Source organism: Chitinophaga sp. YIM B06452 (assembly GCF_039655965.1).
In the GTDB taxonomy this organism is placed as follows: Bacteria; Bacteroidota; Bacteroidia; order Chitinophagales; family Chitinophagaceae; genus Chitinophaga.
On the sequence record NZ_JAWLKY010000002.1, the window covers coordinates 1026801 to 1050730 of the forward strand.

Here is a 23930-nt window from a genome sequence, read left to right on the forward strand (position 1 = left end):
CGCAGGCTTCGGTATTATTTTCAGAACGGGCTCAGACCGTTACTGCTTCCATCTTTTCGCGGCACAGGTTGCCCAGGGCCTTTACCCATACGGGATGCGTGTTCATGCAGGGGATCATCGTAAAACTGTCGCCACCGCTGCTGATGAAGGTATGTTTCCCTTCCACACCGATCTCTTCGAGCGTTTCAAGGCAGTCTGACACAAAAGCGGGGCATGCCACCAGCAGCTTCTTTTTACCCAGCGAGGGCAACTGCCGGAACGTCTCGTCCGTATAAGGCCTGATCCATTCTTCCCGGCCCAGCCTGCTCTGGAAGCTGATGCTCCATTTTTCCTTCGGAATGCCCAGCTCCCGCGCTACCAGCTCGGCGGTAACGGTCACCTGGTGACGGTAACACTGGGTATGCGCCTTGCTGTCCACATGGCAGCAATCATTCACCTTCAGGCAATGCCCGCCGGTAATGTCGCCTTTTCGTATGTGCCTTACCGGTACCCCGTGATAGCTGAACAGCACATGGTCATAATCCTGCTCCACATACGGGCGCATGCTTTCGGCCATGGCATGTATATAATCTGGATGCCTGTAAAACGGGTCTACCAGCTTGAGTTCGAAGGGATAACGTTTTTTGCGGTGGATCTCTTTCGCATATTCAGCGGCGGTTTCGTAGCTGCTCATCGCGTAATGCGGGTACAGCGGCACGAGTATCACCTCTTTCAGCCCGGGATGCTCTTTCATGAGCTTGTCGAACGTATCCGCGGGCGAAGGATTGCCGTACCGCATGGTGATCTCCACCGGGATCTCAAGGTCGTGCTGAAGGGCTTTCTGCAACTGTTTGGTCAACACGATCAGCGGGGAGCCGTCTTTCCACCAGATGCTCTTATACGCTTCAGCGCTTTTCTCCGCGCGGCGGGGCACGATCACGCCTCCTACCAGCAATTTGCGCATCAGCCAGGGATAGTCTATCACCCGCTTGTCCATCAGGAACTCCAGCAGGTATCTCTTCACATCCGGAACCGACGTGGAATCCGGAGAACCAAGGTTCATCAGTATAATTGCAGTATCAGATTTGGCGACCATAAGACCTAAAAAATTGTTGCAAAAGTAAGGGCTTTTCACCCTTTCTCCTTCTTCTTCTGTCATTAAATTGTTAGATTCAATGCTTTGAAAGCCCTGTGCACAGGCATGTTGGAGATGATAAGCATCACACGGAACACGTCAGTTTATGTCATTGTTTTGTTGTAACGTAGAACTGTACTGCATATCACGGCACATGATCAAAATCATTTTTTCAGAGCGCTTATCACCAGGGGTAGAAATGACAGATGAGTGACAGCGCCTGATGCGGTTTTGAAGCGCAGGCCTGTATTTTTGCAACCGGAAGCTTTTTTAGAAAAACATGCAGGTCAATCAGCCCAAAGACATATCGAATTTTCATATTGTTGGAATCAACTATAAGAAAACTGACGCTGCGATCCGTGGATTATTTGCAATTAACCAGGACCAATACCAGCAACTCTTACACGCCGCCAAGGCAGCAGGCATGGACGATCTGTTCGTGCTTTCCACCTGCAACCGTACTGAAATTTACGGTTTTGCCGGCAACCCCGGCGACCTGATGAACCTGTTGTGCGGCGCTACCAACGGCAACCCGCAGGTATTTGCAGAGCTGGCCTATCACAAATCCGGCGAGCAGGCCATCCGTCATCTTTACCACGTGGGCACCGGGCTCGATTCGCAGATACTCGGTGATTACGAGATCATCGGGCAGATCAGGGGCGCGGCTAAATTCGCCAAAGCGGAAGGCTGCATCGGCACATTCCTGGAAAGGCTGGTGAACAGCGTGCTGCAGGTTTCCAAGCTCATCAAAAATGAAACGGGCCTCAGCTCAGGCACCGTATCCGTTGCGTTTGCGGCGGTGAGGCTGCTGGAGAGCAAAGTGGCTGATATACAACAGAAAAAGATCGTGCTGCTCGGCGTCGGCAAAATAGGCCGCAACACCTGCAAGAACATGATGGAATACCTCGGCGTGCGCAACATCACGCTCATCAACCGCACCACCGCGGTAGCGGAAGACTTCGCCGGCCAGCATGGCCTGCAATACGCTCCCTACGAGGAAATGGACAGCGCCCTGCAAAGCGCTGACGTGATACTCGTAGCCACCAACGCACCCCAGCCCACCATTCATAAGGCGCATATGGCAGGCACCGCCTCCAAGCTCATCGTGGACCTTTCCATTCCCTTCAACGTGGCCCCCGAAGTAAGGGAGCTGGCGCATGTGGAAGTGGTGAACGTGGACGACCTGAGCAAAGTGCAGGACGAGACCCTGCAGAAACGCCTGAACGAAGTGCCCAAAGCCATGGCCATCATCGAAGAGCATATGGAGGAATTCCTCTACTGGTTCAAGATGCGCAAACATGCCGTGGTGTTGAAGGCCGTAAAGGAAAAACTGACGGAGATCCACGCCCGCGAGATCAGGGAACAGAAGAACGGCGCGCACTATAAACTGGAAGACATGGAAGAAGTATCTTCCCGCATCATCCAGAAAATGATCAATCTCATGGCCGGCAAAGTGCGCCGCGAAGCTGAGTCCGACAAAGGCGACCAGTACATCGCCATGATCAGCGAAATATTCGAGACCGGTAATAACCAGGAATAAGCAATGGACAAAGCTATCAGGATAGGTACACGGGAAAGCCAGCTCGCACTGTGGCAGGCTAACCTGGTGAAAGATCTTTTGACCGCAAACGGTCATGCCACGGAACTCGTTCCCATCAAAAGCGATGGCGACATCGACCTTGTGACCCCGCTTTACGAAATAGGCGTGCAGGGCATCTTCACCAAAAGCCTTGACGCCGCGATGCTTTCAGGCCGGATAGACATTGCCGTGCATTCTTTCAAAGACGTGCCCACCCAGCTGCCCAAAGGCCTGATGAACGCCGCCGTGCTGGAACGCGGCAATGTGAAAGACCTGCTGGTATACAAAACAGACACAAATTTCCTTAACGATACTACTTACGCCGCCAACATCGCGACCAGCAGCATCCGCCGCAAAGCGCAATGGCTCAGGCGTTTCCCGCAGCACAGCATGCACAACCTCCGCGGCAACGTGAACACGCGCCTGCAAAAGCTGGCCGCGGAAAACTGGGATGCGGCCATATTCGCCGCCGCAGGGCTGGAAAGGATCAACGTGAGGCCCGCCAATTCGGTGATACTGGACTGGATGCTGCCCGCGCCCGCACAGGGCGCCATCGTGGTGGCCTGCCGTGAAAACGACAGCCATTGCCGCGAAGCCCTCGCCCCCCTCAATCATACTGAAACCGCACTTTGCACCGGCATAGAAAGAGAATTCCTCCGCACCCTTCTCGGCGGCTGTACCACGCCCATCAGCGCATACGCTTATGTGGACGGAAATCAGCTCATATTTGAAGGGAACCTTTGCAGCCTGAACGGCGACCGCAGCATTACCGTTTCCCGGCAGGCGCCGATAGCGGAAGCCGCGGGGCTGGGAAGCGCCGCAGCGCGGGAAGTGCTGGAAAAAGGCGGCGACCTTATCATTGAAGAGATCAGGAATGCCCAGGCATAATTACCGCATATTAAGCACGAAGCCGCTGCCCCAGGAACTGGTACACACAGCCGCACAACATGGCATCGCCGTGGCGGCGCAGGCTTTTATTGACGTGCAGCCCGTCATCACGCCGGAAACAAGGAAACGCATCATGGAGCTGGCTTCCGCCGGCGGCGTAATCGTGTTCACCAGCCCTAACGCCGTGAAATTCGTGACCGGCGTATGGATGCACGACGAGGCCCGCCTGGCTGCCAGGCACCGCGTGTATTGCATCGAAGGCGCCACCCGCCAGGCTGTGGAAGAAAGGATGCAGAACGTGGTGATCGAAGGCACCGCCGCCAATTCGCTGGAGCTGGCCAGGCTGATCATAAAAGACGGGATCGCGGACAGGGTGATATTCTTCAGCGGCAACATCCGCCGGGCAGACCTGCCTGACCTCCTGCAGGAAAACGGCATCGTAGTTGAAGAAGTGGTGGTGTACAATACCGTTGAAACACCCGCTGCGCTGGATGAGGATTATGACGGCGTACTGTTTTTCAGTCCCAGCAGCGTGCGCAGCTTTTTCACGTCCAATTCGCTCCCGGAGAGCACAGTGTGCTTTGCCATCGGCAGCACTACTGCCGCAGCCATCGGGGCGTTGAGCCGTAACCGGGTGATCACCAGCCCCGGGCCTTCAGTGGCCATGCTGGTAGAAACAGCTATTTTTTACTTTGACAATATCAATTGCTACGAATGAGCGGATTACAGAATGACTTACTGCTGAAGGCGCTGGCAGGAACCCCGGTTCCCCGCCCGCCCGTATGGATGATGCGCCAGGCCGGCCGCTTCCTGCCTGATTACATCAAGCTGCGCGATAAATATTCCTTCTTTGAACGCTGCCAGACCCCCGAACTGGCTACCGAGATCACCGTGATGCCGGTAGACCAGGTAGGCGTGGAGGCTGCCATCATATTCTCCGACATCCTCGTGGTGCCGCAGGCCATGGGCATGGAAGTGCAGTTGGTGGAAAAAGTGGGCCCCTTGCTGCCGCAGCCAGTTAAATCCGCCGCAGACCTGGACCGCATCGGGATCCCCGACGTAAACGACCGCCTGCATTACGTGATGGACGCGCTGAAGCTCACCAAACAAACCCTCGCGGGCCGCGTACCCCTCATCGGTTTCGCCGGCGCCCCCTGGACGCTGCTGTGCTACATGGTGCAGGGCAAAGGCTCCAAAACCTTCGACGAAGCAAAAACATTCTGCTATACACAACCCGCAGTGGCGCATGAGCTGCTGAACCGCGTCACCGAAACCACCATCGCCTACCTGAAAGCGCAGGTGCTGGCCGGTGCGGACGTGGTACAGGTATTCGATTCATGGGGAGGCTTGCTGAGCCCCGAAGACTTCGAAGAATTCTCCCTGCAGTACATCCGCCGCATCGTGGCCGCTATGCAGGGCGTAGCGCCCGTGATCGTGTTCGCCAAAGGCGCCTGGTTCGCCCTCGAAGAAATGGCCGCCACCGGCGCGCAGGGCCTCGGGCTCGACTGGTGCATCAAACCGCAGCTGGCACGCCAGTTTGCAGGGCCGGCCGTAACTTTGCAGGGCAATTTCGATCCCGCGCAGCTGATGAAACCGATACCGGAGATACAGAAGTCAGTGAAGAACATGATCAACGCCTTCGGCCCGCAGCGTTACATCGCCAACCTGGGCCACGGCATCCTGCCGAATATCCCGGTAGACCATGCAAAGGCTTTCGTGGAAGCAGTGAAGAGTTTTGCTTAAATTAACCGTGCGCATGAGCATCAAAGACCAGTTCATATCATTCATACACCAGCTGCAGAACGACATCTGCCAGCAGCTGGAAACCATGGACGGAAAAACAAAGTTCCGGGAAGACCGCTGGGAAAGGGCCGGCGGCGGAGGCGGCATTACCCGCGTGATCGCAGACGGCAACGTTTTCCAGAAAGGCGGCGTGAACACCTCCGTAGTGCACGGGCAGCTGCCCGCCGTGATGGCGCAGCAGTTCAAAGTGCCGGACAGCAGCAGCTTCCTGGCCGCGGGTATTTCCCTCGTGATACACCCGCAGAACCCTTTCGTGCCTACCGTGCATGCCAACTGGCGGTATTTTGAGCTGTACGGCGAAGACGGGCAGGTGGCAGACAGCTGGTTCGGCGGCGGGGCGGACCTTACCCCCTACTACGTGTTTGAAGAAGACGGAGCACACTTCCACCGCACCTTCAAAGAAGCCTGCGACCCGTTTGGCAAAGAGCTGTACCCGCTGTACAAAAAACATTGCGACGAATATTTCGTCAATAAACACCGCAACAACGAGGCCCGCGGCATTGGTGGCATCTTTTACGATTACCTCCGCCCGCAGCCCGAACGCACTGCAGAAGCGCTGTTGCAGTTCCAGGTAGCCGTTGGCAGCGCCTTTCTCCAATCCTACCTGCCGGTAGTGGCCAGGAGGAAGGATATGCCGTATACCGAGGCCCACACAGACTGGCAGGAGTATAGGCGTGGCCGTTATGTTGAATTTAATTTGATACACGACCGTGGTACCCTTTTCGGCCTTAAAACGAACGGGCGCATCGAATCCATTTTGATGAGCCTGCCGCCCAGGGCCCGCTGGGAATACGACTTTCAGCCAGAGCCCGGCAGCGGGGAAGCCAAGCTGCTGGAATACCTGAAGCCGCGTGAATGGATAAAGGATTAAGAGAATTTTAAACAGAAAGTGATGATCAGAAGAAACAGGATCTTACGCACCACTCCCGCCATACGAGCTATGGTGGCGGAAACCATTTTGACGCCCAACGATTTTATCGCCCCGCTGTTTATCACGGAAGGCAAGGGCGTTAAAGAAGAGATCTCATCCATGCCCGGCTATTTCCGCCACTCGCTGGACGGTACCGTGCAGGAAGCGAAAGAGCTCTGGAGCATGGGTATTAAAAGCGTACTGCTGTTCGTAAAATGTGCGGATGAACTGAAAGACAATAAAGGCACCGAAGCCCTCAACCCGGACGGGCTGATGCAACGGGCCATCAAAGCCGTGAAAGACGCGGTGCCCGGCATGATCGTGATGACCGACGTTGCGCTGGACCCTTTCTCTTCCTTCGGCCACGACGGCATCGTGGAAGGCGAAGAGATCGTGAACGACGCCACCGTGGAAGTGCTCGCACAAATGAGCGTGAGCCATGCACAGGCAGGGGCGGACATTGTAGCCCCCAGCGATATGATGGACGGCCGCATCCTGGCTATCCGCGAGGCTTTGGAAGAAAATAACTTTACGAAGACCGGCATCATGGCCTACAGCGCCAAATATGCCAGCTGCTTTTACGGCCCCTTCCGTGACGCGCTGGATTCCGCCCCCGGCTTCGGCGATAAAAAGACCTACCAGATGGATTACGCGAATGCGCGGGAAGCGCTCCGCGAAACCCTCATGGATGTGGACGAAGGAGCGGACATTGTGATGGTGAAGCCTGCCATGGCTTACCTGGACATCATCCGCCTCATCAAAGACAGTGTAACGCTTCCCGTAAGCGCCTACCACGTGAGCGGCGAATACGCCATGATCAAAGCCGCCGCAAAGATGGGGTGGATCAACGAAGAAAAAGCCATTATTGAAAGCCTCACCAGCATCAAAAGGGCCGGTGCAGACCTGATTGCCACCTACTTTGCCAAAGATGCGGTGCGCCTGTTAAACCAATAAAAAACCTTATTAGCGCATGTACACAAAAAGTAAAACCTTATTCGAAAAGGCACAAAAGGTAATACCCGGCGGCGTGAACTCGCCCGTGCGCGCTTTCAGAAGCGTGGGCGGAACGCCCGTTTTCATGCAGCATGCCAAAGGAGCCTATATGTACGACGTAGACGGCAACCGTTACGTGGATTACATCAACTCCTGGGGTCCCATGATCATGGGTCATGCATACGAGCCCGTCATGAAAGCCATCCAGGAATATGCCACCTACTCCACTTCCTTCGGCGCGCCTACGGAGCTGGAAATTTCAGTAGCAGAGCTGATCGTGAGCATGGTGCCGAACATAGACATGGTGCGGATGGTAAACTCAGGCACGGAAGCCTGCATGTCTGCCCTGCGCCTGGCCCGCGGCTTCACCGGCCGCAACAAAGTGATCAAATTCGAAGGTAATTACCATGGCCATGCGGATTCGTTCCTCGTAAGCGCAGGCAGCGGCGTTGCCACCCTCGGCATCCAGTCTGTGCCCGGCGTAACCGCCACTGTGGCCGAAGATACGCTCAGCGTACCTTACAACAACCTTCCCGCGGTAGAGCAATTGATCGCGGAATATCCTGAACAAATAGCGGCCATCATCGTGGAGCCTGTAGCGGGCAACATGGGCTGCATCCTGCCGCAGCCGGGCTTCCTGGAAGGCTTGCGCGCGCTTTGCGATACGCACGGCATCGTGTTCATCATGGACGAAGTAATGACGGGCTTCAGGCTGGCGAAAGGCGGCGCGCAGGAACTGCTGGGCGTTAAGGCAGACATTGTGACCTTCGGCAAGATCATCGGCGGCGGCATGCCCGTGGGCGCATTTGCCGGCAGGCGCGAGATCATGGAGCATATTGCCCCCGCAGGCAAAGTATACCAGGCAGGCACACTCAGCGGCAATCCCATCGCGATGATCGCCGGTTATACCCTGCTGAAAACCTTGCAGGAGCGGCCTTCCATTTATACCCAACTCGAAGAAAAAACCAGCCAGCTGGTGGCAGGCCTCCGCGAAACCTTCGGTTCAGCGGGCGTGGTATACCAGATCAACCACATCGGCTCTATGATGAGCGTGCACTTTGCGGAGTACCCCATCGTGGATTTCACTGCTGCTTCAGGCGCCAACAATGAGCTGTTCAGGCGTTTCTTCCATGCCATGCTGGAACGAGGCGTATACCTGCCGCCGAGCGCATTCGAAAGCTGGTTCATCAGCCATGCGCTGGGCCAGGAAGATATCGAATTCACCATCGACGCCGCCAAAGCTGCAATGCAGGCGATCAAATAAAGAAGTTAACAATCAATCCAGATCAATGTGAGAGTGGAGAGCCCTGCGAAAGCGGGGCTTTTTAGAGAACAAGGGTATTATTGGCGGTTAAAGATGATGTGAAAACAACCAGGGCAGCAATTCCGGTTCCGCAAAAGCATTATCCCAGCTGTTGTGCCCCACGCCGGGGTATTCCGTGTATCTCACGTCGGCGCCGGCCTGCTTCAGCAGTTCGTAGAACTTGCGGGAAGAGCCCGGTGGCACCACTTTATCGTCTGCCCCATGGAATATCCAGAGCGCGGTATTTTTTGCATAACGGCGGCTGAGCGCTTCATTGCCTGCGCCGCAGATCGGGAAGGCAGCTGCAAAACGGCCAGGGAAGCGGGAAAGCATGTCGAACGTGCCCATGCCGCCCATAGACAGGCCGCCAACATATACACGTTTGGTATCTATCACTTTGGAAGCCAGCAGACTGTCTATCAATTTATAGAGCAACATAGAAGGCACTGTGGGAGCCGCTTCCGCGGGGAAAGAGAAACCAATGCGGTTGCCCGCACTGTCCAGCTCAGGGCGGAGCGTAGCCCAGGATGTATTTTTCGCGCATTGCGGGAAAATGACGATGGCCGGGAAAGCCTTGCGCACACTGTCTTTCAGGAAAAGGCTGCTGCCGTGGGTAAGCTGTGCCTGGTTGTCATTCCCTCTTTCTCCCGCGCCATGCATAAATACAATCAGCGGGTATTTCCTGACGGAGCTATAGTTCTCCGGCACCAGGATGCGGTATGGCAGCGTATCCGCATCGCGGATGAAGAGCTTTGCTTCAAAATCCTGCGCCCCTGCAAGGAAAGGGCAGCACAGGAGCAGGTACAAAAAGATGTGTCTCATGATGCTTAGGGTTTGAACCTATTAATTTACAATTTTCCGCAGGTCTTTTTCTTTATGTTCCCAGTAATATCCTTTCACCTGGTTAAAACTTAACACGCTGATGCTCTCCCGCGTTTCGATCTTCACGTCTTTGAACTGGTCCCTGTACTGCAACGCAAAATATACCGCGCCCAGCGGGGGAGCCGCAGCAGCTTCATATTCCAGCTTCACATCCCTGCCCTTCCCGAAACGGAAACCTTTGAAGCCCTGGAAATATTCCCAGCGCTCAAGGATCTTTTCACCTGCATGGTCAAAACGGTAATAGAATTCGCCGCCGTAGAGGGCTATTTCATTCGGCTGCAGGGCGGGCAGCAGCCAGATGCTGATGTGATCGGGCTGGTAACGAATGAATTTATTGAACCGTACATACGATTTCCCCAACCGCAACCCCGCCTCCGTATAGGCGGTATTGATAGCCTTCGACACGGCAATGAGCATCAGGCTGTCCGGCTTTTCTTCCACGATCTTAATGGAATCAGACGCCTCGATGCGGTATTGGATCACGAGGTCATATTTACCGTCTTTATACTTGCCGTACACGCCGTTCCAGAGGCTGTCTGCCCCGCGGAAGCAGAACCATTCGCGGCCCATGCGGGCCAGCAGGTCATTGTCTACATGCGTAACCAGCTCAGACATGCGCCAGGCAGCACTATCATAAGCCACCATCCATTCGGCCGTTTTCAGCTTGTCGTTGAAATCCGCGATGGGGAAAGCCCTGGTGACTGGCTTGGAGAAACTCATATGCACCAGGAAAAAGGCAAGGAGGTTCCAGGTAATCATAGGTAAAGGGTGAATCTTCCACAAATATATAAAATTTATAATACATATAGCGCGGAAATTACCTGAAACGGGATAACAGCCATGCATCTATTTCCACACATCGCCCTGCACAAATAGCTGTAAAACAGTGTTGTAAGCGCGTGGCATAATCTTTTCATTACTAAAACCGAATCGAAAATTATTAACAGATGAGACCGAGCTTGCGAGGTCCCATTTGACAGAAGAAAAAAATTATTAACAAATGAAAAACCTGATCACCTTACTGCTACCGTTGGCCCTTGTAGGCTTCTTCGCCTGCAACAGCGGCGCCAACCGGAATGCAAGCGACACCACAACGGCCGCGGACACCGGCATTACGCAGGACCTGGCGCAGGATGTGAATAAGGATATGCTGCAGGGCGACAGTCTCCGCGGCGATTCCAAAGCCATGACCGAAGCAGCAGAAGACGGGTTATGGGAAGTGAAAGTTTCCACAGACGCACAGACCAAATCCACGAATGCCGGCGTGAAAGCTGTAGCCAAACACATGCAGGAAGCTCATGAAAAAGCAAACAAGGAACTGCTGGACCTTGCCACTAAGAAAAACGTGATCCTTCCTACAGCCATTACGGATGCGAAAGCGAAAGACGTATCACAGCTGTTCGAAAAAAGCGGCACGGATTTCGATAAAGCTTTCTTAGAAGAATTGGCAGACGCGCATGAACGAGCCATTCGGCTGTTCGACAAAACAGCGGCCGACGCTAATGACCCGGAAGTGAAGGCATGGTTCGGTAAAACATTACCAGAGTTACGCAAGCACCTGGATATGATCAAACAGGAACAGGCAAAGCTGAAATAATTACTCACAATTTTTCTCTAAAAGGGTGGCAACTTCAAAGCCTGAGATTGTAAACCTTTAGAACCTGATCCGGGTAATGCCGGCGCAGGGAAAGATGAGATTGTGAAGTAGAGACTCCGGTCCTTAGGGGCCGGAGTTTTCGTTTTCTAAAACTTCAACTCAAACGCCTGCTTCTCCTTGAAATCAGGACTAACAAACACCAGCCCGATAAAGAACAGGTCGATGGAAGTAGTGACCGCCGGATGTGCTTTGATGGTTTCCCAGGCACGCTCCATCCCTTCCGTCCAGTGGATATCGTCGAAGATGAGGAGGGACGTGGGTTTGAGGTGCGGGACACATTCCAGGAAATATTGAACCGTGGGGGCTTCGCGGTGGTTGCCGTCTATGTACACAATATCGGGTGAAGCGATTTGCTGCAGTACTTTGAGCAGCTCTGTATCGAAGTTACCGACGTATTGATGGATATTTTGCAGACCCAGCGCTTTGAAATTTTCTGCTGCGCGCGCTGCAATATTGGGGCAGCCTTCGATGGTGTGGACGGTGGCGCCCGCAGCGGCTATGTATGCCGTGGAAAGACCCATGGAAGTGCCCAGCTCCAGCACCGTGCCCGCTTTTAAATACTGCACCAGCCGGTAAAACAACTGGCCGAACTTCGGCGGCTTGGCGGCATGTTTAACGATGTCCTTTACTTTCCGGACGTTGGTGGCGCCCATCAGCGAGCCCGCACCCAGGTCTGTCACGTTCAGCACCTCGTCGCTTTTCAGCAGGCTGGCCCGCAGCGTTTCTATGGGTGCATATGCGGGAAGCTGCCCGCGCCTGTTCAGTACTTCTTCCACCAACGTATATACGAAAGGGGAATGCACGCTGTGCCGGTTGCCCGCCGAAAAATAATAACGGATATATTTTTTTGCCAATTCCGCCTGGTGCCTTACACTCACTATTTAATAAATTTTAGCCTTGATCAATCCCCATTTATGCATGCGGTGCTGTACCGAAACCCGGAGCACTCCCAGCCCATACTTGCTGCTGCGCGCAAAGTTGATGCTGGACGCTTCTTCGAAATACTTCGTCGGGCAGGTCACCTCCGCTATCTCGTACCCTTTCATGAATACCTGGCTGATCATTTCATTGTCGAAAACAAAATCATCGTCGTTAGCCATGTATTTGATATTCCTCAATACTTCCGCTGAAAACGCCCGGTAGCCTGTGTGGTATTCACTCAGCTTCTGCCCCAGCAGTATATTCTGGAACAGCGTCAGCATACGGTTAAAAACATATTTGTATACCGGCATGCCGCCTCTCAAAGCCCCGTTCCCCAGGATCCTGGACCCGAACACCGCCGGGTATACGCCGTTGGCAATAATGCTGCACATCGGCGTGATCAGCTTGGGCGTATATTGATAATCAGGATGCACCATGATCACGATATCCGCTCCCAGTTCAAGGGCTTTGTTGTAGCAGGATTTCTGATTGCCGCCGTAGCCTTTGTTGGCATCATGGCGGATGATGTGGCGGATGCCCAGCCTGCGGGCTACTTCTACCGTATCATCCTTGCTGCAATCGTCTACCAATACTACTTCATCCACAACATCCACAGGTATTTCCAGATAAGTTTTTTCCAGCGTCAGCGCTGCGTTGTAGGCAGGCAGTACCACGACTACCTTTTTGTTATTCAACATGAAATATAGGGTCTTTGAGCGGCAAAGGTATAAAAATACTCCTAATACGTTCATTGCTTTTACAGCCCTTTGGGTTATGCAGTAGATAAAAATGTTATCTTTGTCTCTTGGGGAATTTTTGGCATTATATTTTCTTTAAGGTTTTCTTAACATAAAAAAAGGACATTCAAGCATGCTCAAGCTAATCAGATGGATGATGCCACTGTTGTTGACGGGATTTGTGACAATGACTGCCGCTGCGCAGGACCCGGAGGTAAAACCGCCACCGGTGCGCACTGCAGATACCACCATCAAGAAGATCATGGATGATCTTCAGCGGGTGGCAGACAGTGATAAGCAGAACGCCAAAGCCATCGAACAACTCTCGCTCGGCAGGGAATTAGACAACATTACCAAATACGACCTGATCAAGAACAACCTGATCCAGGCATCCGAAACCTACTATCTACTTAACAAAAAGATAATAGACCTCAAGTCCAGGACCACCACCAGCAACCTGGACGTATTCATCACCTCGCTCAACAACCCGGAGAGCAAGGAACTCGGTTTCTCCCTCAGCGACCGTGTGGTGGAACTGGTGGAAAAGATCATCCTGAAAGGGAAATCGGACAAGAACGAGCGGAATACCAAGCTGGTGGAATCTACCAAATCCATCATCAACAGCCCGATATTCAAGAGCTTCACTTCCCTCACGCCGCCGCTGGCCATTGCCAGCTCGGTGATGAACTTCCTGCACAGCGTAAGCCAGAGCAACAAGGCCATCAACCACAAGCTGCTCCAGGAATTCGAGAAAGAGCTGAATAAATACGTGATCTACTACACCGCGCTCAACGATGCGAACCAGAAATTCGAATTCGGCCTGAACTTCAATAAAGACCAGCTTTCCCTGCTGCAGGACAATATGTACGACCACCTGGCCTTCACATCCAACGTACTGAAAATGCCCCTGCCCGCGCGCGGCAACAAAACCATCGCGGAAACGCTGAATGAGTATTTCATCGATTTCAGGAAAGATAAAGTGATCGATTTTTTCCAGAAGCTCGAAACACAGTACACGAAGAACAACAAGATCAACTACGAAGCGCTGCTGCGGGATAACCCGAACCTCAAGGAAGCCAACAACCAGCTGGAAGACCTTGTGCTGCAGACCAAACGCTTCGAGAACCTTTATAACGAATATTTCAGCCTCCTGGATTCCTACTACACCAAGGTGAACCATTCCCTGCGCCTCGCGCAGGATAATGCCCTGGCGGAAAGGCCCATCGTGGAAGCCAAACAGGCGGAGTTCCGCGCGCTGAAAGATGATGCCGTGAAAGAGATACAGGCTTCCATCAACATGCGGGAACTGACCCTGAACGTAGACAAGATCAAATACCGCTACAGGATATTTTAATATTATCCATTGCAGCCCCAATTGTGTTCATTGTACGCCCCAAACGGAATTACGAACGGCTCATACCCGTTCGTAATTCTTTTTATAGAAATTACCTATACTGTCCTAACTTGCAATTGATTCCAACTATTTATCACAGACGAATATGACTACGGTACAATTAGAATATGTTGTAGCGGTGGACACCTACAGGAGCTTTGTTACAGCCGCGGAAAAGTGCTTTGTAACACAACCCACCCTCAGCATGCAGATCCAGAAACTGGAAGATGAGCTCGGCATTAAGATATTCGACAGGAGCAAGCTGCCCGTCGTACCTACGGAAATAGGCACTGCCGTGATAGCGCAGGGAAGGGTGATATTGAAAGAGACCGCCCGCATCCGCGAGATCATTGCAGACCAGAAGAAGGAAGTGCAGGGCACCCTGAAAGTAGGCATCATCCCCACCCTGGCGCCTTACCTGCTGCCGCGCGTGCTCACGGCCTTCATGAAAAAATACCCGAAGGTGAAGCTTGAAGTATGGGAATATTCCACCGAGCAGATCATACAGCTGTTGCGGCAGGAGCAGCTGGACTGCGGGCTGCTGGCCACCCCGCTGCACAACAATCACCTGGAGGAACACCCTCTTTTCTACGAGAACTTCGTGATATTCACCGCCAAAAGCAATAAACTCTCCGATAAGAAGCTCATAGTGCCGGAGGACCTGGAAACCAAAGACATATGGGTGCTGAACGAAGGCCATTGCATGCGCAACCAGGTGCTCAACATCTGCCGCGACAAGTTCAGCATGGGCGAGTTCAAGAACCTGGAATACAATACCGGCAGCGTGGAAACGCTCAAACGCATGGTGGAGCTAAACGAGGGGTATACCATCCTCCCCGAGCTTTCCCTCCAGGACCTGAGCGCCAAACAAATGAACATGGTGCGCTTTTTTAAGGCCCCTGAGCCCGTCAGGGAGATCAGCCTGGTCACTCACCGCTATTTTATCAAACAGGCCGTAATTGAGGCATTTAAGAAGGAAATCCTGGCGCATGTGCCGGAGAAGATGAAGGCGAAGAAAACCAGGAAAGTGATAGACATCCTGCTCGATAAATCCTGAGCCTGGAACCATACTGATAAAAAAGGGTAAAGCAGCTGCTTTACCCTTTTTTATTATTCGTTATGCCCGTTCCTACTTCTGCGCAGGTACTTTGGCATCGGTGTAGTTATTCTTCAGTTTCGGGAAGTTGGTTTGCATGATGAGGTCGTTCATCACGTTCACCGCTTCGCTCAGGTATGGGTCTTTGTAACGCGCCTTGATCCAGTCCTTGTTGCGGGCCACTTTCACGGTATCGTTCTGGATCTTGGCCAGGTCTACTTTCAGGCTGGTGATGTTCAGCGGCGCAACTTTGTCGTTCACCGCGTCGTAGCGTTTGGAAGCGGCTGCGTTCTTTTTCACATCCGCCCTGTAATTGGTGATGTCCAGCGGGTAGGTTTTCTGCTCATCCAGCTTTTTGAGGGTAGCGATGTTCTCGTTGATCATTTTGAACGCTTCGCTGCTGGCCAGGCGCTGGGCGCTGTTGCGTTTCAGCGGTTCAACGTCTACAGGGTCCTGCCATACTTCGTAATTCGCTTTGGGGATCACGTCCCATTTCAGGGCGTCCTTGTCGCGCTTCTCGCCTACTTCGTAGTAAGGCGAAGGCAGCACTACATCAGATTCCACGCCTTTCAGCTGGGTAGAGCCGCCGTTGGCGCGGTAGAACTTCTGCACGGTGAGCTTAATGGCGCCGAGGCTGCCACCGACGTCGCCGCGTACGAAATTATCCAGTTCCAGCAGGCGCTGCACGGTGCCTTTCCCGAAGGAGTTGGGGCTGCCGATGATCACGGCGCGCTTGTAGTCCTGCATGGCCGCTGCCATGATCTCGGAAGCGGAAGCGCTGAACTCGTTCACCATAATGGCAAGCGGGCCGTCGTACTGCACGGATTTATCGCGGTCTTTTTGCTGCTGTATTTCCCCGCCGCGGGAGCGTACCTGCACCATGGTGCCTTCCGGCACAAACAGGCCGGCCATTTTGATCACGTCGGGCAGTGAGCCGCCGCCGTTGAAGCGGAGGTCGAGAATGATGCCTTCCACTTTTTCATCTTTCAGCTTCTTGATCTCGGCGGCCACATCGTCGTAAGAAAATGCGCCTTCGCGGTCGTTGAAGTCTGCGTAGAACTCCGGAAGGTAAATGTAGCCGATCTTATGCGGGCCGTTGATGATGGCGGATTTGGCAAAGGTATCGTCCAGCTTTACTTCATCGCGGATGAGCGACACCACTTTGGTGGTACCGTCCACGCTTTTTACGGTGAGCTTCACTTCTGAGCCTTTGGTGCCGCGGATAATGGTCACGGCCTCTTCAACGGCATAGCCGCTGATATCGATCGGCTCCTTGTTGCCCTCGCCTACTTTCAGGATCACATCATCCGCCTTCAGCCTGCCGTCTTTCCAGCTGGGGCTGCCGGCCACGATGTTCACGATCTTGATGCGGCCTTCTTCTTCCCGCAGCTGAGCGCCGATACCGTAGAACTTACCGGCCATCGATTCCTGGAAGGAACGTTTCTCGATGGGAGGCATGTAATCGGTATGCGGGTCCATGGTGGTGGTGATGGCGTTCACGTAGAGGGAAAAGCGGTCGTCTTCCTTGGTGCGGTTCTTCAGCCGGTCGAAATACCGGTCGTAGATCTTTTTCACCTTGGCGCGGGCTTCTTCTTCCAGCGCGGCGTCGGTCTTACCGTTCTTTTCCTTGTCGCGCTGGTCCAGCAGTTCCGCGTATTTCTCCAGGGTGCGGTACTTCAGCGATTTGCGCCATGCTTCCTTGCGGGCGGCTTCATCGGCCGGCCAGTCGGTGCTTTCCGGGTCTATCACTACCGTTTCCTGCTTCGAAAAATCGAATGGTTTGGCGAGTATTTCCGGGTAAATGGAAGCTACTTCAGCTGTGCGCTTTTTAATGATTTCAGTGGTGCGGTTGAAAAAGTCGAGCGATGCGCCGTTCAGCTCATCGTCCACATGCGTTTCAAGCGGTTTGAGGGCCTGTATATCGCTTTTCAGGAAAAACTTCTTTTCTCCGTCCAGGTTTTTGAGGTATTTGGCAAATACTTCCCGGGAAAACGCATCATCTATTGGTTTCGGCTGGTAATGGCCTTCTTTCAATATCTGGCCTACCAGGGAAATAATGGCTTCGTACCGGCCCGGGGGATCGTCTTTTGCAGCGATTTTTGTAAATGCAAATATGCCTGCCGAAATGCTGATCAGCATTACGGGAACTATCACTTTCAATTTCATCTTCATAACCCAAAGATCAATTACAGAATATCAATTACGAATTACGAACAGTTGTTCCGAAATTCTATTCAAATATAAGCCTTATCGCGCAGCGGGCGTTCAACGGCCTGAGGCCGGCTGCGCATTTTAACATATTATTACCGGCAAATAAGCGCTTCTTTTCCACGCTGGTTACCACTGGAACAAACATTGCGCCATTCGTAACCTGTAATCGGTCGTCCGTACTTTATTTCACCAGCTTGTACACGCCGCCCTTGTTGCTCGCGCCCGCAATGGTCACCAGCATGTAGATCTCGCCGGCGTCATCCTGGCCCCAGCTCAGCAGCTGGAGGTTTCCTTGCGGTTTGTTCTCGAAAACGAGGTCGGAACGCTCCCATTTGTTGCCTTTTTGGGTCAGCGTCCAGGTTTTGCCGTTGTAATCGCCGAAAACATATTTGCCGGCCAGCGCGGGAATTGCTTTGCCGCGATACACGTAACCGCCGGTAATGCTGATGCCGTCGTCATGATCGTACTCGTGCACAGGCGCGATCAGTTTTGTTTTATCGGCGCCTTCAGGCACGTTGAAATCATGGTATCCTTCCATGATCCTCCAGCCGTAATTGCCGCCTTTCACGATGATGTCCACTTCCTCGTACTTGTTCTGCCCCACATCGCCGGCCCAGAGGCGGCCCGTAGCCTTGTCGAACGAAATGCGCCATGCATTGCGCAGGCCATACGCCCATATCTCGGGCCTGACACCTTCTTTGCCCACAAAAGGATTGTCTTTCGGTACGGAGTAAGGGTTTCCGTTCACGTCTATACGGAGTATCTTTCCCAGCAAGGTGTTGAGGTCCTGGCCATTGCCGGTAGTACCATGTTTGTCCCCGGCGCCGCCGCCATCGCCGGAAGTAATGTAGAGATAGCCATCGCGGCCAAAGATGATGTCGCCGCCGTTGTGATTGCTTTCCGGCTGGTTGAATTCCAGCACTACCCTTTTGGTGGAAGGCGCCGCCACATTGTCTGACGCTTTATTGACGCTGTATTCCGCGATCACGCTTTTATGGTTCAGCCCTTTGCCCGCATTGGCCGCGGGAGCGCTGAAATAGAGGTAGAATTTGCCGTTGGTCCTGAATTTCGGGTGAAAGGCCATGCCCAGCAGGCCGCGTTCGTCGTAGGCGGGATTCACCCTCACCATGTCCGCGCTCACGTCTATGAACGGCTGGTCCAGCAATTTGCCGTTCTCGATCACCCACACCCTTCCCTCTTTCTGTACAATGAATTGTCTGTTGGAGCCATCGGCGGGGGTGGCCATGCATACGGGGGACTGCACCCTGTCGGTTACAAGTTGCACTTTCACCGTTTGCGCATACAGGTTGCCGGCTGCCGGAACCAGGAGCGCCCCTGCCAATAATAATTGAGCTAGCTTCATACGTTTGTTGGAATTTTAGGTATTAAAAATAAACATTGCGCGCATACTTGTTATAAAAAGTTGACCGCCGGAGCATGCACTGTTTAACCGGAATGCTTTAATTTTGGGCAGCATAAAAAACTGACAGATTGGACGAAGCCGCTACCCTGCCGAATGATCCGTATGCATCGCTGCGATATAAGGAATTCAGGTTTTTCCTGGTCATCCGTTTTGCCCTGATCTTTGCGCTGGCCATGCAGTTTGCCATCGTGGAATGGAAGGTGTACCAGCTCACCCGCGACCCGCTGAACCTGGGGCTTATCGGCCTTGCAGAGTTCGTTCCCGCCATCAGCCTGGCATTGTTCGCCGGCAATATTGTAGATAAACGTGAAAAAAGAGGCATGATCCTCAAATGCATCAGCGGTTACCTGTTCACCGGCACGGGACTGTTCCTGCTCACCTGGGACCAGCTGATGGCCGGCATTCCCACCGGCACTGTGCTGCTGCTTATCTACCTGCTCGTGTTCTGCGGAGGCGTTATCCGTGCGTTTACGGGGCCGAGCAACTTCAGCCTGCTGTCTCTCCTTGTTCCAAGGCCTTTATACCCGAATGCCACTACCTGGAGCACGTCTGCCTGGCAGATCGGGGCTATTGCGGGCCCTGCGTTGGGCGGGCTTTGCATGGGCTGGCTGGGCATCCACTGGAGCATGCTGCTGGTGATCGGTTTTGTGCTGCTGGCCCTGTTCTGCATATTGCAGATCTCTCCCAAACCTGTTTTTTACAAGGAAATAGGGGAAACGGTGAAAGAAAGGCTGACCAAGGGGCTGAAATTCGTGTGGAACACCAAAGTACTGCTGAATGCGATGGCGCTGGATATGTTCGCCGTGCTGTTCGGCGGTTCGGTAGCGATGATGACGATCTATGCGAACGACATCCTGCACATAGGCCCTGCGGGCTTTGGCGCCATGCGCGCGGCGCCCGCTGTGGGCGCATTCCTCACGTTGCTGATACTGGCGTACAAGCCTATCATTACCAGGCCCGGCATCAAACTCCTGACCGCGGTGTTTGCATTCGGGGTATGCATCATCATTTTCGGGTTATCCAAAAACTTCCTGCTTTCCCTGGCCGCACTGTTCTTCAGCGGTATGATGGACGGGGTGAGCGTGATCATACGGCAAACCATCCTCCAGTTGAAAACGCCTGACGATATGCGCGGGCGGGTTTCGTCTGTCAGTTCCATATTCATCGGCAGTTCCAACGAGCTTGGCTCTTTCGAGAGCGGCGTGGCCGCGAGGATCATGGGGCCGGTAGGTTCCGTGGTGTTTGGCGGCTGTATGACGCTGGCAGTGGTGATCACCACCTACGTTATTTCGCCCGCGATGCGCAAGCTGGAATTGAAGGCCTGATAATCAATGCTTATCGTGCTTCATCCGGCTAAAAGCTGCCCCAACTGGATGCAAGCGTTCAAACTCGCTCCTTATCCCACCACCGCCTTTAGCCTTTCCAGCACATAATACACCGCCGGGCAGATCGTGGAGTTGAGCAGCGTGGTATTGGGGCGTTTGAAGAATTCACCGCTGTCTGTATACGGGTAATTACGGCAGTCGCCGGGGCGCACGTCGTAAATGGAGCAGTAGTTGTCGCTGCCGAGGAACGGGCAGGGGCTGCGTTTCACCACGTAATCCCCGTCCTCATCCAGCCGCAGGTAGGTTTCGATGAATACGGACTCGCGCAGGCCCAGGTATTTGGATACTTTCTTAATATCCGGTGTTTTGAACCGGGGGCTGATGGTTTTGCAGCAGCCGGCGCATTGCAGGCAGTCGATCTTCTCAAACGCCTCCTCATGCAGGTCCGGCAGGAGCTTTTCCGCCCCCTTGCCTTTCTTGGTCTGCATCTTCTGCAAAAATTGTTTATAAGATTTTTGCTGTTCCTTCGCCTTTTTCTCCCAGTCGGTGAGTAGATCGGTCATGCCGCTGATTTTCCGCAAAGCTAACAATATCCCGGCAGATGAATATCCCATGACAATACCCGCTACAAAGACCGGCCGAATATCAGTCTACTTTCCCTATCCCCCTGCGGGTTTGGCTGTTGCTGAAAAACATCATAGCTTTGCGCATTCTTTTATAAATACCTGCTTACATCATGAATCTTTTGAATACTTTCAAGAATGAGTTCATTGGCCGCCACATCGGGCCCAATGAAGCGGAGACCCGCGCCATGCTTGGCAAGATCGGCATCGGATCGCTGGAAGAACTGATAGACAAAACGGTGCCTTCGGCCATCCGCATGAAGAAGGACCTGGACATCCCCGAAGCTGTAAGCGAATTCACCTACCTCAGCCAGCTGAAAGAAATCTCCCTGAAGAACAAAGTATTCAAATCCTATATCGGCCAGGGTTACTACGACACCATTACCCCCAGCGTCATTCTCCGCAACGTTTTCGAGAACCCGGGATGGTATACCCAATACACGCCTTACCAGGCTGAGATCTCCCAGGGCCGCCTCGAAAGCCTGCTCAACTTCCAGACCATGGTGAGCGACCTCACAGACCTCCCCATCGCCAACGCCTCCCTGCTGGATGAAGCAACCGCCGCGGCAGAGGCGATGACCATGTTCTTCAACGCACTCAATAAAGATCACGACCATATTACCCGCGGCAAGTTCTTCGTAGACCAGAACGTGTTCCCGCAAACCAAAGATGTAGTGCTTACCCGCGCTACCCCGCTCCAGATCGAAGTGGTGTTTGGCGACTTTGCGAAGGCAGACATTACCGCAGAGTACTTCGGCGCGCTGGTGCAATACCCCGCCGCAGACGGTACCGTGGCCGATTACCGCCAGTTCATCGAAAAGGTGCATGCCGTTGGCGCTTACGTGGCCATGGCAACAGACCTGCTGGCGCTTACCCTGCTCACCCCTCCGGGCGAACTGGGGGCAGACGCTGCATTGGGCAGCGCCCAGCGTTTCGGCGTTCCCCTGGGCTTCGGCGGCCCGCATGCTGCATTCTTTTCCTGTAAAGACGAGTTCAAACGCGCCATCCCCGGCCGCATCATCGGCGTAAGCATCGACGCGCAGAACAAACGCGCGCTGCGCATGGCGCTGCAAACCCGCGAGCAGCACATCAAACGTGAAAAAGCCACTTCCAATATCTGCACCGCGCAGGCATTGCTGGCCAATATGGCTGCGATGTACGCCGTGTACCATGGTCCGCAGGGCCTGAAGAACATCGCGCTCAAGACCGCGCTGCTCGCCGCCGCGCTTTCCGCCAAACTGCAGGCCGCCGGCGTGAAGCTCAGCAACAACGGCCAGTTCGACACCATCACCGTCGAAACCGCGGACGCTGCCGCCCTGCATGCCAAGGCCAACGCAGCCGGCATCAACTTCCGCAGCATCAGCAACACCCTCGCCGGCATTTCGCTGGATGAGACCACCGGTGTGGACGATGTGAACGTTATCCTCTCCGTATTCGGCGCGGGCAGCATCAGCGAAGCCGATGTGGAGAACGCGCAGAGCGGCATCCCCGCTGCGCTGCAACGCAGTTCCGCTTACCTGCTGCACCCCGTGTTCAACAGCCATCACAGCGAAACTGAGATGATGCGTTACATCAAGATGCTGGAGAACAAAGACCTTTCACTCAACACTTCCATGATCTCCCTCGGCAGCTGTACTATGAAACTGAATGCAGCCACCGAAATGATCCCGCTCAGCTGGAGCCACTGGAGCAAGATACATCCCTTCGCCCCGCTGGCGCAGGTGGCAGGTTACGAGCAGATCGTGAAAGAACTGGGCGAATACCTCTGCAAGATCACCGCGTTTGACGCATGCAGCCTGCAGCCCAACTCAGGCGCACAGGGCGAATACGCCGGCCTGCTCACCATCAGGGCTTATCACGAAAGCCGCGGCGACCATCACCGCAACGTGATCCTGATCCCCATTTCCGCGCACGGCACCAATCCCGCCAGCGCCGTGATGGCAGGTTACAAGGTCGTGATCGTAAAAGCGCTGGAAAACGGCTACATCGACGTAGCAGACCTGAAAGCAAAGGCAGAACAATATAAAGACAACCTCGCCGGTGTGATGATCACCTATCCTTCCACCTACGGGGTATACGAAGAAGGCGTGAAAGACGCCTGCGACATCATCCACGCCAATGGCGGACAGGTGTACATGGACGGCGCCAACATGAACGCGCAGGTGGGCCTTACCGCTCCCGGCCTCATTGGCGCAGACGTTTGCCACCTGAACCTGCACAAGACCTTCGCCATCCCGCATGGCGGCGGCGGTCCCGGCATGGGGCCCATCTGCGTGGCCAAGCACCTCGCACCATTCCTGCCCGGGCATGTGAACCAGCAGGCCACCGGCAACGGCAGCAAACAGGCTCACGCGGTATCCGCAGCGCCTTACGGCAGCGCCAGCATCCTGCTGATCTCTTATGCATATATCCGCATGCTGGGCCGCTCCGGAGTGCGCAAATCCACTGAATTTGCCATCCTGAACGCCAACTACATGAAGGCTCGCCTGGAAAATGCTTTTGATATTCTTTACACCGGCGTAAGCGGCACCTGCGCCCACGAATTCATCGTGGACCTGCGGCCGTTCAAGAACACCGCCGGCGTTGAAGCGGAAGATGTGGCCAAACGCCTGATGGACTATGGCTTCCACGCTCCTACCATGAGTTTCCCCGTACCGGGCACCATCATGATAGAGCCGACCGAAAGCGAGGACAAAGCCGAGCTGGACCGCTTCTGCGACGCACTGCTGGCCATCCGCGAAGAGATCCGCGCAGTGGAAGAAGGCAAAGCAGATAAAACGAACAATGTGCTGAAACACGCGCCCCACACCCAGGCGGTGATCACCGCCGACGAATGGACGCGCCCCTACAGCCGCCAGCAGGCTGCTTTCCCGCTGGAATATGTGACGCTGAATAAGTTCTGGCCTTCCGTAAGCCGTATCAACAACACCTTCGGAGACCGTAACCTGATCTGCACCTGCGAGCCCGCCAGCTCCTACGCGGAAGCAGAAGCATAAGACAGTCATTCATCAAAGAAACATACAGGCAGCGGCTCAACCAGCCGCTGCTTTTTTTATCGACCTTCCGGAAACT

At 54.0% G+C, this 23930-nt stretch carries 20 protein-coding genes and 1 riboswitch; of the genes, 12 read left to right on the forward strand and 8 right to left on the reverse strand.

Annotated features, from left to right (window positions below; genetic code table 11):
- Positions 1 to 31: 31 nt before the first annotated feature.
- A complete protein-coding gene (gene hemH, locus R3I13_RS13925) occupies positions 32 to 1075 on the reverse strand; it encodes a ferrochelatase (protein ID WP_346318570.1) in 1044 nt (347 codons plus the stop codon).
- Between the two features lie 319 nt (positions 1076 to 1394).
- Between hemH and hemA the strand changes: the two genes are divergently transcribed.
- From hemA to hemL, 7 genes are read left to right on the forward strand one after another with little or no spacing between them, the layout of a single operon-like run.
- Positions 1395 to 2654 carry a glutamyl-tRNA reductase gene (hemA, locus tag R3I13_RS13930; protein ID WP_346318571.1) on the forward strand — a complete coding sequence of 420 codons (1260 nt, stop codon included), beginning with the start codon at positions 1395 to 1397 and terminating at the stop codon, positions 2652 to 2654.
- Between the two features lie 3 nt (positions 2655 to 2657).
- The gene (gene hemC / locus R3I13_RS13935; RefSeq protein WP_346318572.1) at positions 2658 to 3581 is read left to right on the forward strand and encodes a hydroxymethylbilane synthase; all 924 of its coding nucleotides are present in this window, start codon (positions 2658 to 2660) and stop codon (positions 3579 to 3581) included.
- On the forward strand, positions 3568 to 4299 hold the full coding sequence (locus R3I13_RS13940; RefSeq protein WP_346318573.1) for a uroporphyrinogen-III synthase: 732 nt from the start codon (positions 3568 to 3570) through the stop codon (positions 4297 to 4299). The genes hemC and R3I13_RS13940 overlap by 14 nt, the downstream gene beginning before the upstream one ends.
- Positions 4296 to 5324 (forward strand): uroporphyrinogen decarboxylase, encoded by a 1029-nt coding sequence (hemE, locus tag R3I13_RS13945; protein ID WP_346318574.1) that lies wholly within the window; start codon positions 4296 to 4298, stop codon positions 5322 to 5324. The genes R3I13_RS13940 and hemE overlap by 4 nt, the downstream gene beginning before the upstream one ends.
- Before the next feature lie 13 nt (positions 5325 to 5337).
- The gene (gene hemF, locus R3I13_RS13950; RefSeq protein WP_346318575.1) at positions 5338 to 6255 is read left to right on the forward strand and encodes an oxygen-dependent coproporphyrinogen oxidase; all 918 of its coding nucleotides are present in this window, start codon (positions 5338 to 5340) and stop codon (positions 6253 to 6255) included.
- Positions 6256 to 6276: 21 nt separating this feature from the next.
- The gene (gene hemB, locus R3I13_RS13955; protein ID WP_346318576.1) at positions 6277 to 7248 is read left to right on the forward strand and encodes a porphobilinogen synthase; all 972 of its coding nucleotides are present in this window, start codon (positions 6277 to 6279) and stop codon (positions 7246 to 7248) included.
- 16 nt (positions 7249 to 7264) lie between these two features.
- Positions 7265 to 8551 (forward strand): glutamate-1-semialdehyde 2,1-aminomutase, encoded by a 1287-nt coding sequence (gene hemL, locus R3I13_RS13960; RefSeq protein ID WP_346318577.1) that lies wholly within the window; start codon positions 7265 to 7267, stop codon positions 8549 to 8551.
- 87 nt (positions 8552 to 8638) lie between these two features.
- Here the strand turns inward: hemL and R3I13_RS13965 are convergent, their stop codons facing one another.
- Positions 8639 to 9412, reverse strand: a complete 774-nt coding sequence (locus R3I13_RS13965; RefSeq protein WP_346318578.1) for an alpha/beta hydrolase — start codon at positions 9410 to 9412, stop codon at positions 8639 to 8641.
- A gap of 21 nt (positions 9413 to 9433) precedes the next feature.
- A complete protein-coding gene (locus tag R3I13_RS13970) occupies positions 9434 to 10231 on the reverse strand; it encodes a hypothetical protein (RefSeq protein WP_346318579.1) in 798 nt (265 codons plus the stop codon).
- Positions 10232 to 10472: 241 nt separating this feature from the next.
- Here R3I13_RS13970 and R3I13_RS13975 point away from each other — a divergent pair, with 241 nt between their 5' ends.
- Positions 10473 to 11069 (forward strand): DUF4142 domain-containing protein, encoded by a 597-nt coding sequence (locus R3I13_RS13975; RefSeq protein ID WP_346318580.1) that lies wholly within the window; start codon positions 10473 to 10475, stop codon positions 11067 to 11069.
- A gap of 11 nt (positions 11070 to 11080) precedes the next feature.
- A riboswitch (TPP riboswitch) is annotated at positions 11081 to 11176 on the forward strand.
- Positions 11177 to 11215: 39 nt separating this feature from the next.
- Here R3I13_RS13975 and R3I13_RS13980 read toward each other — a convergent pair.
- Positions 11216 to 12007 carry a class I SAM-dependent methyltransferase gene (locus R3I13_RS13980; protein ID WP_346318581.1) on the reverse strand — a complete coding sequence of 264 codons (792 nt, stop codon included), beginning with the start codon at positions 12005 to 12007 and terminating at the stop codon, positions 11216 to 11218.
- 3 nt (positions 12008 to 12010) lie between these two features.
- A complete protein-coding gene (locus tag R3I13_RS13985; protein ID WP_346318582.1) occupies positions 12011 to 12748 on the reverse strand; it encodes a glycosyltransferase family 2 protein in 738 nt (245 codons plus the stop codon).
- A 172-nt stretch (positions 12749 to 12920) separates the two neighbouring features.
- On the opposite strand from R3I13_RS13985, the gene R3I13_RS13990 reads away from it, so the two are divergent.
- Complete coding sequence (locus tag R3I13_RS13990; RefSeq protein ID WP_346318583.1) at positions 12921 to 14141, forward strand: hypothetical protein; 1221 nt, start codon at positions 12921 to 12923, stop codon at positions 14139 to 14141.
- 145 nt (positions 14142 to 14286) lie between these two features.
- A complete protein-coding gene (locus R3I13_RS13995) occupies positions 14287 to 15237 on the forward strand; it encodes a LysR substrate-binding domain-containing protein (RefSeq protein WP_346318584.1) in 951 nt (316 codons plus the stop codon).
- A gap of 72 nt (positions 15238 to 15309) precedes the next feature.
- Here R3I13_RS13995 and R3I13_RS14000 read toward each other — a convergent pair whose 3' ends face one another.
- Positions 15310 to 17448, reverse strand: a complete 2139-nt coding sequence (locus tag R3I13_RS14000) for a carboxy terminal-processing peptidase (protein ID WP_346318585.1) — start codon at positions 17446 to 17448, stop codon at positions 15310 to 15312.
- A 220-nt stretch (positions 17449 to 17668) separates the two neighbouring features.
- Entirely contained in the window at positions 17669 to 18850 is a 1182-nt protein-coding gene (locus R3I13_RS14005) for a PQQ-dependent sugar dehydrogenase (protein ID WP_346318586.1), read from the reverse strand.
- Positions 18851 to 18978: 128 nt separating this feature from the next.
- Between R3I13_RS14005 and R3I13_RS14010 the strand changes: the two genes are divergently transcribed.
- A complete protein-coding gene (locus R3I13_RS14010; protein ID WP_346318587.1) occupies positions 18979 to 20235 on the forward strand; it encodes an MFS transporter in 1257 nt (418 codons plus the stop codon).
- A 71-nt stretch (positions 20236 to 20306) separates the two neighbouring features.
- On the opposite strand, the gene R3I13_RS14015 is transcribed toward R3I13_RS14010, so the two are convergent.
- On the reverse strand, positions 20307 to 20798 hold the full coding sequence (locus R3I13_RS14015; RefSeq protein ID WP_346318588.1) for a YkgJ family cysteine cluster protein: 492 nt from the start codon (positions 20796 to 20798) through the stop codon (positions 20307 to 20309).
- Positions 20799 to 20971: 173 nt separating this feature from the next.
- Between R3I13_RS14015 and gcvP the strand changes: the two genes are divergently transcribed.
- On the forward strand, positions 20972 to 23854 hold the full coding sequence (gcvP, locus tag R3I13_RS14020; RefSeq protein WP_346318589.1) for an aminomethyl-transferring glycine dehydrogenase: 2883 nt from the start codon (positions 20972 to 20974) through the stop codon (positions 23852 to 23854).
- Positions 23855 to 23930 lie beyond the last annotated feature (76 nt).